Consider the following 14,669-nt stretch of genomic DNA (forward strand, 5'->3'; position numbering starts at 1 on the left):
TCCCTACAAGACTGACCGGTCACCCCTGTCAAGCGCCCTGCCCTACGACTTTGGGCCAAGAGCCGCGAAACATAAGGGCTAGCTGCATACAATAAGCGCGAAAAATGTCTACAATTTTTATTCGGTCGTCACGCTCAGCATGGTCGGATCGGTCAGCGGCAGCATCCAACGGGCTTGTCCGGGCTCGCGCCCGCCCCGTCGTGAACGGTCGACCACCCAGCCCCGCGCCTCGACCTGTCGGCCCTTGAGCCGTTCAAGGCTCGCCGTGTCGAATTGCCCCAGCAGATTGGGTGCAACGCGCAGCACAACCGAATCCTGCAATTCGATCCAAATCCCGCCGCGATTGCGCCTGACATCACTCACCCGTCCGCTCAGTACGGCGAAGCCCGGCGCCTGGATTTGCTGTGGCTTGAGCACCGGCGAGCGCTTCCACAGGCCAAGTCCTGCCTCACGCGCCTGGCGTTCGGCCGCACGCTGGCAGGCCACAAGGTCCACATTCGGCGCCACCGCCACGTAGAACCCCAAGCCTTCGGCGAGCAACTGCGCTTCAAGGTTCTGGCCATCGGCCCCGTAGACATGGGCCAGGGTACGGCCGTAGCGGTCCTTGCCTTCCTTGCCGGGCTGCAAGGCCACGCGCCCATCGCTGGCGGCCACCAGGGCTTCGAGCCGACGCCGGGCCGCCACGGCAAAGGGCTCGTCGGAACGCCCCTGCCGCCCCAGCTCGGGGCTGTTGAGGCCGATCATGCGTACATGGCGGCCATCGCTCAGGCGCAGGGTGTCGCCGTCCACCACGCGCTGGACCGTCGCCTGGGCAAGGCCCGCCGGTGCCGGACAGAACGCCTGGGCTTGCCCCAGCCAAATCGCGGACACAAAAAAGGCGCCCGCAAGGGACGCCTTTTTCATCAGTCTGGAGCCGTCGAGACGAACCTCCAAAATGATCAGCCTCAGGCCTTTTTGGTAGCGCCGAAAGCGCCGAAACGATCGGCGAACTTCTGAACGCGGCCGCCGGTATCCAGAGTCTTTTGCTTACCGGTGTAGAACGGGTGGCATTCGTTGCAAACGTCGATCGCCAGGGCTTTGCCGTAGGTCGAACGGGTTTCGAACTTGTTGCCGCAGCTGCAAGTCACGGCAATTTCTGGGTATTCCGGGTGGATATCGGTTTTCATGGTGTTTCCTCAGGCTAGCGTGCCGCCACCCAACACTATTGTTGAATACCGCACGTAATTAGGCCGCGGATTCTACCAGACATCGCCAATCACGCAAGCTATGCCTTGTACCAACCGTCTGCTAGGCTCGCCGCCTCAAACACAAATCCCTGTGGGAGCGGGCTTGCTCGCGAATGCGGCGTATCAGACACATTATTGTCGACTGGCACACTGCATTCGCGAGCAAGCCCGCTCCCACATGTGCAAGATTCTCTAACTGCCTACGTATCGAGACCCTCCCGCGTGCCCAACGCCATTCTGCGCCTTGCCCTGCCTTCGCCCCTGCGCCGCCTGTTCGACTACCGCGCTCCGGCCGGGGTCCCGCGCGCCCAGTTGCAGCCGGGCATGCGCCTGCGGGTGCCGTTCGGCCGACGGGAGATGATCGGGATCCTGGTGGAGGTCACCGACCACAGCGAAGTACCGGCCGACAAGCTCAAGCCGGCCCTGGCGCTGCTCGACGCCACGCCGCCGCTGCCGGCCTCGCTGTTCAAGCTGTGCCTGTGGACTGCCCAGTATTACCAGCACAGCCTCGGCGATACCTTGAGCTGGGCATTGCCGGTGCTGTTGCGCCAGGGTGAGCCGGCCGAGGCGCGCCAGGAGCGGTTCTGGTCGGTGGCGCCGGGCGCGAGCCTGGACGATCCACGCATCGCCCGCGCGCCGCGCCAGCGCGAGGCCTTGGCGACCCTGGCCCAGCACCCCCACGGCGTGGCGCATCAATTGCTGAGCAAACTGATGCTCAGCAAGGACAGCCTCGACCTGTTGCTGGCCAAGGACCTGGTCCAGGTAGACGTTCGCCGGCATGCCCCGGGCCTGCGCCATGAGCACTGGCTAGCCCAGCCGGAACTGCCGCTCAACACCGAGCAACGGGCCGCTTGCGAGGCGATCCGCGCAGGCTTCGACAGCTACCATGCCTTTCTCCTGGCGGGCGTCACCGGCAGCGGCAAGACCGAGGTCTATCTGCAACTGATCCGCCAGGCCCTTGAAGCCGGCAAGCAGGCCCTGGTGCTGATTCCGGAAATCAATCTCGGCCCGCAAACCCTGGCGCGCTTCGAGCAACGCTTCAACGCCCGGATCGCCCTGGTGCACTCGGCGGTCAATGACCGCGAACGCCTGGACGCGTGGCTCGCCGCCCGGGATGGCGAGGCCGACATCATCATCGGCACCCGCTCGGCCCTGTTCACGCCGATGAAAAACCCCGGCCTGATCATCATCGACGAAGAACACGACGGCTCCTATAAACAGCAGGAAGGCCTGCGCTACCACGCCCGCGACCTGGCGCTGGTACGCGCCCGCCAGGAAAACATCCCGATTGTCCTCGGTTCCGCGACGCCGTCCCTGGAAAGCCTGCACAACGCCTACACCGGCCGCTACGGCCTGCTGCGCCTGAACGAACGGGCCGGCGGCGCCAAACAGCCGCGTTTCCTGCGCCTGGACGTGAAAAGCCGTCCGCTGGACAGCGGTATTTCCGGCCCCATGCAGCAAGCCATCGGCCAAACGCTTGCCGCCGGCCAGCAGGTTTTGGTGTTCCTCAACCGCCGCGGGTTCGCCCCGACGCTGCTGTGCCACGACTGCGGCTGGATGTCCGGCTGTGAGCGCTGCGACGCGCGAATGACCGTGCACCAGCGCTCTGGCGAACTGCGTTGTCATCATTGCGGCCACTGCGAACGGGTGCCCCGGCATTGCCCGCAGTGCGGCCGGGTGGACTTGCGTCCGGTGGGCGCCGGCACCGAACGCGCCGAGGAACGCCTGGGCATCCTGTTTCCCGATTACCCGGTACTGCGGGTGGATCGCGACAGCACGTCGCGCAAGGACGCGATGAATCAATTGTTCGCCACGATCCAGAAGGGCCAGCCGTGCATTTTGGTAGGCACGCAGATGCTTGCCAAAGGCCACCACTTTCCACGGGTGACCCTGGTGTCGATCCTCGATGCCGATGGCGGGCTGTTCTCCGGTGATTTTCGCGCCAGCGAGCGCATGGCACAGTTGATTGTCCAGGTCGCCGGGCGCGCCGGGCGGGCGGAAGAGCCAGGCAAGGTCATCATCCAGACGCACCTGGCGGACCATCCGCTGCTGATCCAACTGACCGAACAAGGCTACTTCGCCTTCGCTGAACAAGCCTTGAGCGAACGGCGCAGTGCCGGCCTGCCGCCGTTCGCCCACCTCGCGCTGTTGCGCGCCGAAGCCCACAAGCCCGGGCAGGCCGAAGGCTTCCTCGACGAAGCCTGCAGCGAGGCGGAGCACCTGCTGGCGCAGCAGAATCTCACCGGGATCGAACTATTGGGCCCGGTGCCCGCTCCGATGGAACGGCGGGCCGGGCGCTACCGGGCCCAGCTCCTTTTGCAGGCCAACGCCCGGGCGCCGCTGCACCGCCTGTTGAGTGCCTGGTTGCTGGCGCTGGAGCAGATGCCGAGTGGGCGCGCGGTGCGCTGGTCATTGGATGTGGACCCGGTGGATTTGTATTGATTGAGCAGATCGCAAGCTTTGCCCCCTGTGGGAGCGGGCTTGCTCGCGAAAGCGGTGGGTCAGTTGTGGTGATGTTGGCTGTGCCGCCGCTTTCGCGAGCAAGCCCGCTCCCACAGGTGGACCGAGTGCATCCAGGCCAGCAAGAATAGTCACCACACAGCCCCAACCGACCCGCTACAGTTGGCAAGCTCGCCTGGGCCACGGATAATGCCCAGTTTTTCCACCTGCGCCTCGAAGCGCCGCCGCGCCTGCGGTTGATAGAGAAGACCATGAAAGACACCATTCGCCAGCTCATCCAGCAAGCCATCGCCCGACTCGTCACTGAAGGTGTGTTGCCAGAAGGCCTGTCGCCGGCGATTCAGGTCGAAAACACCCGCGACAAGACCCATGGCGATTTCGCCAGCAACATCGCGATGATGCTGGCCAAGCCGGCCGGCATGAAACCGCGGGACCTGGCGGAGAAAATCATCGCCGCACTGCCGGCCGATGAAAACGTCAGCAAGGCCGACATTGCCGGCCCCGGCTTCATCAACTTCTTCCAGAACACCCAGGCCCTGGCCTCGCGCCTGGACGCCGCCCTGGCCGACGAACGCATCGGCGTGCGCAAGGCCGGCCCGCTGCAGCGCACCGTGGTCGACCTGTCGGCCCCCAACCTCGCCAAGGAAATGCACGTCGGCCACCTGCGCTCGACCATCATTGGCGACGGCGTGGCCCGGGTCCTGGAGTTTCTCGGCGACACGGTGATCCGCCAGAACCACGTCGGCGACTGGGGCACCCAGTTCGGCATGCTGATGGCCTACCTGCAGGAAAACCCCATCACCAGCGATGAGCTGTCGGACTTGGAAAACTTCTACCGCGCCGCCAAGCAACGCTTCGATGAGTCGCCGGAATTCGCCGACCGCGCCCGTGGCCTGGTGGTCAAATTGCAGGCCGGCGATGCCGAGTGCCTGGCGCTGTGGACCCGGTTCAAGGACATTTCCCTGTCCCACTGTCAGAAAATCTACGAACTGCTGAACGTCAAACTGACCATGGCCGACGTGATGGGCGAAAGCGCCTACAACGATGACCTGATCAACGTGGTCAACGACCTGCGGGCCAAGGGCATGCTGGTGGAAAGCAACGGCGCCCAGTGCGTGTTCCTCGACCAGTTCAAGACCGCCGACGGCGAACCGCTGCCGGTGATCATCGTCAAGGCCGACGGCGGCTATCTCTACGCCACCACTGACCTCGCCGCCGTGCGCTATCGCAACCGCGTGCTCGAGGCCGATCGGGTCCTGTACTTCGTCGACCAACGCCAGGCACTGCACTTCCAGCAGGTGTTCGAAGTGGCGCGCCAGGCCGGCTTCGTGACCCGCCCGATGGAGATGGAGCACATGGGCTTCGGCACCATGAACGGCGCCGACGGCCGCCCATTCAAGACCCGCGATGGCGGCACGGTGAAGCTGATCGACCTGCTGACCGAAGCCCAGGACCGTGCCTACACACTGGTCAAGGGCAAGAACCCGGACCTGGCCGAAGACGAGCTGCGCAAGATCGCCAAGGTCGTGGGCATCGATGCGGTGAAATACGCCGACCTGTCCAAGCACCGCACCAGCGACTACAGCTTCAACTTCGACCTGATGCTCAACTTCGAAGGCAACACCGCGCCGTACCTGCTTTACGCCTATACCCGCGTGGCCGGCGTGTTCCGCAAGCTGGGCAAACGCTTCGAGGAAGTGGACGGCCGCATCGTGCTTGAAGCCGCCCACGAACAGGAGCTGGCGGCGAAACTGGCGCAGTTCGGCGAAGTGCTGAACAACGTCGCCGACAAGGGCACGCCCCACACCCTGTGCGCCTACCTGTACGATGTGGCCGGGTTGTTCTCCAGCTTCTACGAGAACTGTCCGATCCTCAGCGCACAGACCCCGGAGCAAATGCAGAGCCGCCTGCGCCTCGCCGCGCTGACCGGGCGTACGCTCAAGCAAGGCCTGGAATTGCTGGGCCTGGAAACCCTGGAGCGCATGTAAGTTGGCCGCCAAGAAAAAACCTGCACCCAAACGCGGCGCCAGTCGTTACCAGCCTCCTGCCAAGAAGCCGATTCCAGGCTGGTTGTGGATGGCCATCGGCCTGAGCGTCGGCGCGTTCATTGTGTTCCTGATGAAGCTGGAGCCGGGCCAGGGCGATGACGTCAAGCGCGTCCGCCAGGAGCAGCAGAAAGCCACGCGCATCGCCGAGGCCAACAAGACCCCGCCGAGCCCGACGCAACCGGTGAAGCCGAAATACGACTTCTACACCTTGCTGCCGGAATCGGAAGTCATCGTGCCGCCAGACGCCGTGCCGGAAAAAACCCTGCCGACGCCGCAAGTGCCGACTACGCCGGTGACCCCGGCCGAAGCGGCAAAGATCGACACCGCTCGCGCCCAGGCGGCACTGGCCGGCATCACGCCACCGCCGGCCCCGCCCGTGCAGAAAGCCGCGCCGGTGACCAAGTTCTTCCTGCAGGCCGGCTCGTTCCGCAAGGAAGCCGACGCCGACAAGGTCCGGGCGCAGATCATCCTGCTGGGCCAGTCCGTGTCGGTGGAATCGGGGACCGTGAAGGACGAGACCTGGTACCGGGTATTGGTAGGCCCGTACAGCAACCGGGAAGAACTGACCAAGGCTCAGAAGCAACTGGCTGGCAGCGGGTTTAGCAACCTGTTGTTACAACAACGCCAGAGCCGCTGAACCAGGCGACACCAACCTCTGTGGCGAGGGGATTTATCCCCGCTGGGCTGCGCAGCAGCCCCAAAAGCTTGAAGCAATTAGCCTGACACTCCGATGACAAGCTTTGGGGCCGCTGCGCGGCCCAACGGGGATAAATCCCCTCGCCACAGGAGCGCTGAGCATCCACCGCACCACTCGTCCATTGCCTCACCCCGCAGTTGAAAAACCCCACCTCACCCCCATATGAGTTCCATCCGGGCATTTTCGCCCCGCTGCGTGGAGACTCTTCCCTTGACCACCATCGTTTCAGTCCGCCGTCATGGCAAAGTCGTCATGGGCGGCGACGGCCAGGTTTCACTGGGCAACACCGTGATGAAAGGCAACGCGAAGAAAGTCCGCCGCCTGTATCACGGCCAGGTCATCGCCGGCTTCGCCGGGGCCACCGCCGACGCCTTCACCCTGTTCGAACGTTTCGAAGGCCAGCTTGAAAAACACCAGGGCCACCTGATCCGCGCCGCCGTGGAACTGGCCAAGGAATGGCGCACCGACCGTTCCCTGAGCCGCCTCGAAGCCATGCTCGCGGTCGCCAACAAGGACGCTTCGCTGATCATCACCGGCAACGGCGACGTCGTCGAGCCCGAGGACGGCCTCATCGCCATGGGTTCCGGTGGGGCCTACGCCCAGGCGGCAGCCAGCGCCCTGTTGAAAAAAACCGACCTGTCGGCGCGCGAAATCGTCGAGACTGCCCTGGGCATTGCCGGCGACATCTGTGTCTTCACCAACCACACCCAAACCATTGAGGAGCAGGATCTCGCGGAATAAGCCTGTCCCGGCCCCGTGCCACGGCTCATTTCTGCTTGAGGACCGCCAATTACTATGTCCATGACTCCCCGCGAAATCGTCCACGAACTCAACCGCCATATCATCGGCCAGGACGATGCCAAGCGCGCCGTCGCCATCGCCCTGCGCAACCGCTGGCGCCGCATGCAGCTGCCTGAAGAGCTGCGTGTCGAAGTGACGCCCAAGAACATCCTGATGATCGGCCCGACCGGCGTCGGTAAAACCGAAATCGCCCGCCGCCTGGCCAAGCTCGCCAATGCACCGTTCATCAAGGTCGAGGCGACCAAGTTCACTGAAGTCGGCTACGTCGGCCGCGATGTCGAATCGATCATCCGCGACCTGGCCGACGCCGCGATCAAGCTTTTGCGCGAACAGGAGATCACCAAGGTCCGCCACCGCGCCGAAGACGCCGCCGAAGAGCGCATCCTCGACGCGCTGCTGCCGCCGGCGCGCATGGGCTTCAATGCCGATTCCGCCGCGACCCAGGATTCCAATACCCGCCAACTGTTCCGCAAGCGCCTGCGTGAGGGCCAGTTGGACGACAAGGAAATCGAGATCGAAGTGGCCGAAATGGTCGGCGTCGACATTTCCGCGCCGCCGGGCATGGAAGAGATGACCAACCAGTTGCAGAGCCTGTTCGCCAACATGGGCAAGGGCAAGAAGAAAAGCCGCAAGCTCAAGGTCAAGGAAGCGCTCAAGCTGGTGCGCGAGGAAGAGGCCAGCCGCCTGGTCAACGAAGAAGAGTTGAAGGCCAAGGCCCTGGAGGCCGTCGAGCAGCACGGTATCGTGTTCATCGACGAGATCGACAAGGTGGCCAAGCGCGGCAACGTCGGCGGCGCCGATGTGTCCCGCGAAGGTGTGCAGCGCGACCTGCTGCCGCTGATCGAGGGCTGCACGGTCAACACCAAGCTGGGCATGGTCAAGACCGACCACATCCTGTTCATTGCCTCCGGTGCGTTCCACCTGAGCAAGCCAAGCGACCTGGTGCCTGAACTGCAAGGCCGCCTGCCGATTCGTGTCGAGCTCAAGGCACTGTCGCCGGAAGACTTCGAACGCATCCTCAGCGAGCCTCATGCGTCCCTGACGGAACAGTATTGCGCGCTGCTCAAGACCGAAGGCCTGAACATCGAGTTCACGCCCGAAGGCATCAAGCGCCTGGCGCAGATTGCCTGGCAGGTCAACGAGAAGACCGAGAACATCGGTGCCCGTCGCCTGCACACCCTGCTCGAGCGCTTGCTCGAGGAAGTGTCGTTCAGCGCCGGCGACCTGGCCAGCACCCACGACGAAGCGCCGATCCTGATCGATGCCGAGTACGTCAACAGCCACCTGGGCGAACTGGCGCAGAACGAAGACCTGTCGCGGTATATCCTCTAGAGCTTCGAGCCTCAAGCTGCGAGCTGCAAGCAGGTCACCTCCAGCTTGTAGCTTGTAGCTTGTAGCTTGTAGCTTGTAGCTTGTAGCTTGTAGCTTGTAAGCTGCTTGTATGACCAAACTCCCCACCGCCATCAACCTGCACAAAGCCTCCAAGACCCTGACGCTGAAATACGCGCCGGATGAGGAGTACCACCTGAGCGCCGAGTTCCTGCGGGTGCACTCGCCTTCCGCCGAGGTCCAGGGCCACGGCAAGCCCATCCTGCAATACGGCAAGCTCGGCGTCGGCCTGACCAAGATCGAGCCGGCCGGCCAGTACGCACTAAAACTGACCTTCGACGACGGCCATGACAGCGGACTGTTCACCTGGGACTACCTCTACCAGTTGGCGGTGCGCCAGGAAGACCTGTGGAACGATTATCTTGGCGAACTCAAGGCCGCCGGAAAAACCCGCGACCCGAACACTTGCGTCGTCAAGCTGATGCTCTAGCTCAAGGGCTGGCGCTTTAGGGCGAATTTTCTAGACTCATCTGCTTGAATGTCCGCCCGGCGAGGTCAATGACTGGCCTGCTTGCGAAAAAAATTAAACTCGGGTAACCAATGGAGCTGGCAAGTTCCCTGCAAAGGAACGGGCGAGTTCCCTTGCACATGTTTCCTCATTGGTCACGATGCGGAATTAACGGTCACCCGAGCAGCGTACTGGTATTGGCTGTGGCTTGCGGCACGGCGCCGGTACTCGTCTGACAATGGAGCGTCGTAGATGAGCAACAAGAACAACGATGACCTGAAGTACCAGGCCTCGGAAAATACCCTGGGGTTGAATCCTGTCGTCGGCCTGCGCAGGAAAGACCTGCTGGCCTCTGCTCGAATGGTGCTGACCCAGACCCTCAAGCAACCGTTGCACAGCGCCAAGCACGTCGCCCACTTCGGTGCCGAGCTCAAGAACGTCCTGTTCGGCAAATCCGAGTTGCAACCGGCCAGCGACGACCGTCGCTTCAACGATCCGGCCTGGAGCCAGAACCCTCTCTACAAACGCTACATGCAAACCTACCTGGCCTGGCGCAAGGAATTGCACGCCTGGATCGACGACAGCAACCTCGCGCCCCAGGACATCAGCCGCGGGCATTTCGTGATCAACCTGATGACCGAAGCCATGTCGCCGACCAACTCGGCGGCCAACCCCGCCGCGGTCAAGCGCTTCTTCGAAACCGGCGGCAAGAGCCTGCTGGACGGCTTGTCCCACCTGGCCAAGGACCTGGTGCACAACGGCGGGATGCCGAGCCAGGTCAACATGGGCGCGTTCGAGGTCGGCAAGAGCCTGGGCGTGACCGAAGGCGCGGTGGTGTTTCGCAACGACGTGCTGGAGCTGATCCAATACCGCCCCATCACCGAGCAGGTCCATGAGCGGCCGCTGCTGGTGGTCCCGCCGCAGATCAACAAGTTCTACGTATTCGACCTGAGCCCGGACAAGAGCCTGGCGCGCTTCTGCCTGCGCAGCAACGTGCAGACGTTCATCATCAGTTGGCGCAACCCCACCAAGGAACAGCGCGAGTGGGGCCTTTCAACCTACATCGAGGCGCTCAAGGAAGCGGTGGACGTGGTCACGGCCATCACCGGCAGCAAGGACGTGAACATGCTCGGCGCCTGCTCGGGCGGCATCACCTGCACCGCGCTGCTGGGCCACTACGCGGCCCTCGGCGAGAAGAAGGTCAACGCCATGACCCTGCTGGTGAGCGTGCTCGACACCACCCTGGACACCGACGTGGCGCTGTTCGTCGACGAGCAGACCCTGGAAACGGCCAAGCGCCATTCCTACCAGGCCGGCGTGCTCGAAGGTCGCGACATGGCCAAGGTCTTCGCCTGGATGCGCCCCAACGACCTGATCTGGAACTACTGGGTCAACAACTACCTGCTGGGCAACGAACCGCCCGTGTTCGACATCCTGTTCTGGAACAACGACACCACGCGCTTGCCGGCGGCGTTCCACGGCGACCTGATCGAGATGTTCAAGAGCAACCCGCTGACCCGGCCCAACGCACTGGAAGTGTGCGGCACCCCCATCGACCTCAAGCAGGTCACGGCCGACATCTTCGCCCTGGCCGGCACCAACGATCACATCACCCCGTGGAAGTCCTGCTACAAGTCGGCCCAGTTGTTTGGCGGCAAGGTGGAGTTCGTGCTGTCGAGCAGCGGCCACATCCAGAGCATCCTCAACCCACCGGGCAACCCGAAGGCGCGCTACATGACCGGCGATGACCTGCCGGCCAAGGCCGAGGACTGGCAGGAGAACTCCACCAAGCACACCGACTCCTGGTGGCTGCACTGGCAAGCCTGGCAGGCCGAACGCTCGGGCAAACTGAAAAAGGCGCCCACCGTACTGGGCAACAAGACGTATGTGGCCGGCGAAGCGGCGCCCGGCACTTATGTGCATGAGCGGTAATGGATGCAACTCGTCCGGAACAAGGGTGGACTGGCTCACGAACGCACGCCGACGGCCGACATTGAGGTTGGATGCAAGGCCGTCTTCGCGAGCAAGCCCGCTCCCACAGTTGGATCGATGGTGAAGCTGAAGTTCAGGTTCACACCGCTCCCTTGTGGGAGCGGGCTTGCTCGCGAAGGCCGCGACTCGGTCTACCGATCGATCACAGGAACCCGGACATAACCCACAGGGCTTGAAGCATGCCGCAACCGTACATCTTCCGTACCGTCGATCTGGATGGCCAGACCTTGCGCACCGCGGTACGTCCCGGCAAGCCTCACTTGACGCCCCTGCTGATCTTCAATGGCATTGGCGCCAACCTTGAGCTGGTGTTCCCGTTCATCCAGGCCCTGGACCCGGACCTGGAAGTCATCGCCTTCGATGTGCCGGGTGTCGGCGGTTCATCGACGCCCAGCCGACCGTATCGGTTTCCGGGCCTGGCAAAACTCACCGCGCGGATGCTCGATTACCTCGACTATGGCCAGGTCAACGCGATTGGCGTGTCCTGGGGAGGCGCACTGGCCCAGCAGTTCGCCTACGACTACCCCGAGCGCTGCAAGAAACTGGTGCTGGCGGCCACGGCGGCCGGCGCGGTGATGGTGCCGGGCAAACCGAAAGTGCTATGGATGATGGCCAGCCCCCGGCGCTACGTGCAGCCCTCCCATGTGATGCGCATTGCCCCGCTGATCTATGGCGGCTCGTTCCGTCGCGACCCGGGGCTGGCGGCCAGCCACGCGGCCAAGGTGCGCTCGGCCGGCAAGCTGGGGTATTACTGGCAACTGTTCGCCGGCCTCGGCTGGACCAGCATCCACTGGCTGCACAAGATCCACCAGCCGACCCTGGTGCTGGCCGGCGACGACGACCCGCTGATCCCACTGATCAACATGCGCATGCTGGCCTGGCGCATCCCCAACGCCCAGTTGCACATCATCGATGACGGCCATCTGTTCCTGATCACCCGGGCCGAGGCGGTGGCGCCAATCATCATGAAGTTCCTGCAGGAGGAACGTCAGCGCGCGGTGATGCATCCGCATCCGTCGCCGCTGGGCGGCTGACGCGGCCCATTAGCGCCTGGCAGGACGCCGGATCGCGCAACTACCCGAAACAGCGTCTATGTTGTCTGGTTCGGTGCGTTTGTTTTTAGCCTGATGACGAAGGAGTTGACTCATGCGCGACAAGCCGGCAAAGGATTCCATGCCCGCCCCTGCCAGCTTCATCAACGCCCAGAGCGCGGTCACCGGCTTGCGTGGCAGGGACTTGCTGTCCACCTTGCGCAACGTGGCCGCCCACGGCCTGCGCAACCCGGTGCACAGCGCCCGGCATGCGTTGCGGCTCGGTGGCCAGCTGGGACGCGTGTTGCTGGGTGAAACCCTGCACGCCGCCAACCCCAACGACCCGCGCTTCGCCGATCCCACCTGGCAGCTCAATCCGTTCTATCGGCGCAGCCTGCAGGCGTACCTGAGCTGGCAAAAACAGGTCAAGAGCTGGATCGACGAGAGCACCATGGACCCGGATGACCAGGCCCGCGCCCACTTCGCCTTCGCCCTGCTCAACGACGCCGTGTCGCCGTCCAATACCTTGCTCAACCCGCTGGCGGTCAAGGAGCTGTTCAACTCCGGCGGCGGCAGCCTGGTCCGCGGGATCAGCCACCTGGTGGACGACCTGCTGCACAACGACGGCTTGCCACGGCAAAGCACGCCCCACGCCTTCGAGGTCGGCAAGACCCTGGCCACCACGCCCGGCTCGGTGGTGTTTCGCAACGACCTGCTGGAACTGATCCAGTACCGGCCCATGAGCGAAAAACAGTACGCCAAGCCGTTGCTGATCGTGCCGCCGCAGATCAACAAGTTCTACATCTTCGACCTGAGCCCCTCCAACAGCTTCGTCCAGTACGCCCTGAAGAACGGCTTGCAGGTATTCATCATCAGTTGGCGCAACCCCGACGTCCGCCACCGGGAATGGGGGCTGTCCAGCTACGTCGCGGCCACGGAAGAAGCCATGAACGTCTGCCGGGCCATCACCGGCGCCCGCGAGGTCAACCTGATGGGTGCGTGCGCCGGCGGCATGACCATCGCCGCCCTGCAAGGCCACCTGCAAGCCAAGCGCCAGCTGCGCCGGGTCGCCAGTGCCACGTACCTGGTGAGCCTGCTGGACAGCCAGATGGACAGCCCGGCCGCGCTGTTCATCGACGAGCAGACCCTCGAAGCCGCGAAGCGCCGCTCCTACCAGAGGGGCATCCTCGACGGTCGCGACATGGCCCGGGTGTTCGCCTGGATGCGCCCCAACGACCTGATCTGGAGTTACTTCATCAACAACTACCTGTTGGGCAAGGAGCCGCCGGCGTTCGACATCCTCTACTGGAACAACGACCACACCCGGCTGCCCGCGGCCTACCACGGCGACCTGCTGGACTTCTTCAAGCACAACCCGCTGACCCATCCCGGCGGCCTGGAGGTGTGCGGCACGCCCATCGACCTGCAGAAGGTGACGGTGGACAGCTTCAGCGTCGGCGGAATAAACGACCACATCACGCCATGGGACGCGGTGTATCGCTCGACCCTACTGCTGGGGGGCGACCGGCGCTTCGTGCTGTCCAACAGCGGCCACGTCCAGAGCATCCTCAACCCACCGGGTAACCCCAAGGCCAACTACATCGAGAGCCCGAAACTGAGCAGCGATCCTCGGGCCTGGTACTACGACGCCCAGCACGTCGAAGGCAGCTGGTGGACGCAATGGTTGGGCTGGATCCAGGAACGCTCCGGTGCCCAGCGCGAAACCCTGATGGCCCTGGGCAACGCGAACTATCCGCCCCTGGAGGCGGCCCCCGGCACCTATGTCCGGGTGCGCTGAAGCCCTGACGCCACGGCCGGCCGCTGGCCATGGCATGACTTGATCAATTAAGAAGACTGGATGAAAACCCGCGACCGCATCCTTGAATGCGCCCTGCAATTGTTCAACGAAAAGGGCGAGCCGAACGTTTCCACCCTGGAAGTGGCCAACGAAATGGGCATCAGCCCCGGCAACCTCTACTACCACTTCCACGGCAAGGAGCCACTGGTCCTCGGCCTGTTCGAGCGATTCCAGGGTGAACTGGCGCCGCTGCTGGACCCACCGGCGCAAGTGCAGCTGGCGCCGGAGGACTACTGGCTGTTCCTGCACCTGATCGTCGAGCGCCTGGCCCAGTACCGGTTCCTGTTCCAGGACCTGTCGAACCTGGCCGGGCGCCTACCGAAACTGGCCAAGGGCATCCGCCAGTTGCTCAACGCCCTCAAGCGCACCCTCGCGTCGCTGCTGGCGCAACTCAAGGCCCAGGGACTGCTGGTCAGCGATACCCAGGCCTTGGGGCAACTGGTGGAGCAGATCACCATGACCTTGCTGTTCTCGCTGGATTACCAACGCATTCTCGCTCGCGAGGGCGAGGTCCGGCTGGTGGTCTACCAGATCATGATGCTGGTGGCGGCGCACTTGCTGCCGCAGGTGAAAGCCGCCACCGAACAATTGGCGCACCAATACCTGGAAGACCACGATTAGCAACCTGTGGGAGCGGGCTTGCTCGCGAATGCGGTGGGGCATTCAGCATCGATGTTGGCTGATCCATCGAATTCGCGGGCAAGCCCGCTCCCACATTG

Annotated in this window: 12 protein-coding genes; 10 read left to right on the plus strand and 2 right to left on the minus strand. The window is 63.6% G+C overall.

The annotated features are described in order from the left end of the window. Nucleotides 1–117 precede the first annotated feature (117 nt). Complete coding sequence (locus tag AD664_RS18830; protein ID WP_053148528.1) at nt 118–903, minus strand: thermonuclease family protein; 786 nt, start codon at nt 901–903, stop codon at nt 118–120. Between the two features lie 41 nt (nt 904–944). Beyond that, entirely contained in the window at nt 945–1,166 is a 222-nt protein-coding gene (gene rpmE / locus AD664_RS18835) for a 50S ribosomal protein L31 (protein WP_042731498.1), read from the minus strand. Between the two features lie 282 nt (nt 1,167–1,448). On the opposite strand from rpmE, the gene AD664_RS18840 reads away from it, so the two are divergent. The 10 genes from AD664_RS18840 to AD664_RS18890 all read left to right on the plus strand — a co-directional run bounded on the left by AD664_RS18840 (nt 1,449) and on the right by AD664_RS18890 (nt 14,571). Then, entirely contained in the window at nt 1,449–3,668 is a 2,220-nt protein-coding gene (locus AD664_RS18840) for a primosomal protein N' (protein WP_042731499.1), read from the plus strand. A gap of 269 nt (nt 3,669–3,937) precedes the next feature. Beyond that, on the plus strand, nt 3,938–5,674 hold the full coding sequence (gene argS, locus AD664_RS18845; RefSeq protein ID WP_042731500.1) for an arginine--tRNA ligase: 1,737 nt from the start codon (nt 3,938–3,940) through the stop codon (nt 5,672–5,674). Between the two features lies 1 nt (nt 5,675). After that, the gene (locus AD664_RS18850; RefSeq protein WP_042731501.1) at nt 5,676–6,371 is read left to right on the plus strand and encodes an SPOR domain-containing protein; all 696 of its coding nucleotides are present in this window, start codon (nt 5,676–5,678) and stop codon (nt 6,369–6,371) included. Between the two features lie 270 nt (nt 6,372–6,641). Beyond that, a complete protein-coding gene (hslV, locus tag AD664_RS18855) occupies nt 6,642–7,172 on the plus strand; it encodes an ATP-dependent protease subunit HslV (RefSeq protein WP_007968352.1) in 531 nt (176 codons plus the stop codon). 54 nt (nt 7,173–7,226) lie between these two features. Next, complete coding sequence (gene hslU, locus AD664_RS18860; protein ID WP_047736137.1) at nt 7,227–8,564, plus strand: ATP-dependent protease ATPase subunit HslU; 1,338 nt, start codon at nt 7,227–7,229, stop codon at nt 8,562–8,564. Between the two features lie 109 nt (nt 8,565–8,673). Further along, nucleotides 8,674–9,051 (plus strand): gamma-butyrobetaine hydroxylase-like domain-containing protein, encoded by a 378-nt coding sequence (locus AD664_RS18865; protein WP_042730508.1) that lies wholly within the window; start codon nt 8,674–8,676, stop codon nt 9,049–9,051. 270 nt (nt 9,052–9,321) lie between these two features. Further along, the gene (gene phaC / locus AD664_RS18870) at nt 9,322–11,001 is read left to right on the plus strand and encodes a class II poly(R)-hydroxyalkanoic acid synthase (protein ID WP_053148532.1); all 1,680 of its coding nucleotides are present in this window, start codon (nt 9,322–9,324) and stop codon (nt 10,999–11,001) included. Nucleotides 11,002–11,240: 239 nt separating this feature from the next. Beyond that, nucleotides 11,241–12,095 (plus strand): poly(3-hydroxyalkanoate) depolymerase, encoded by an 855-nt coding sequence (gene phaZ / locus AD664_RS18880; protein WP_053148538.1) that lies wholly within the window; start codon nt 11,241–11,243, stop codon nt 12,093–12,095. A gap of 112 nt (nt 12,096–12,207) precedes the next feature. Further along, the gene (gene phaC / locus AD664_RS18885; RefSeq protein ID WP_053148541.1) at nt 12,208–13,890 is read left to right on the plus strand and encodes a class II poly(R)-hydroxyalkanoic acid synthase; all 1,683 of its coding nucleotides are present in this window, start codon (nt 12,208–12,210) and stop codon (nt 13,888–13,890) included. 60 nt (nt 13,891–13,950) lie between these two features. Next, the gene (locus tag AD664_RS18890) at nt 13,951–14,571 is read left to right on the plus strand and encodes a TetR/AcrR family transcriptional regulator (RefSeq protein WP_053148544.1); all 621 of its coding nucleotides are present in this window, start codon (nt 13,951–13,953) and stop codon (nt 14,569–14,571) included. Nucleotides 14,572–14,669: the final 98 nt, after the last annotated feature.

Source organism: Pseudomonas sp. P97.38 (assembly GCF_001269745.1).
In the GTDB taxonomy this organism is placed as follows: Bacteria; Pseudomonadota; Gammaproteobacteria; order Pseudomonadales; family Pseudomonadaceae; genus Aquipseudomonas; species Aquipseudomonas chlororaphis_E.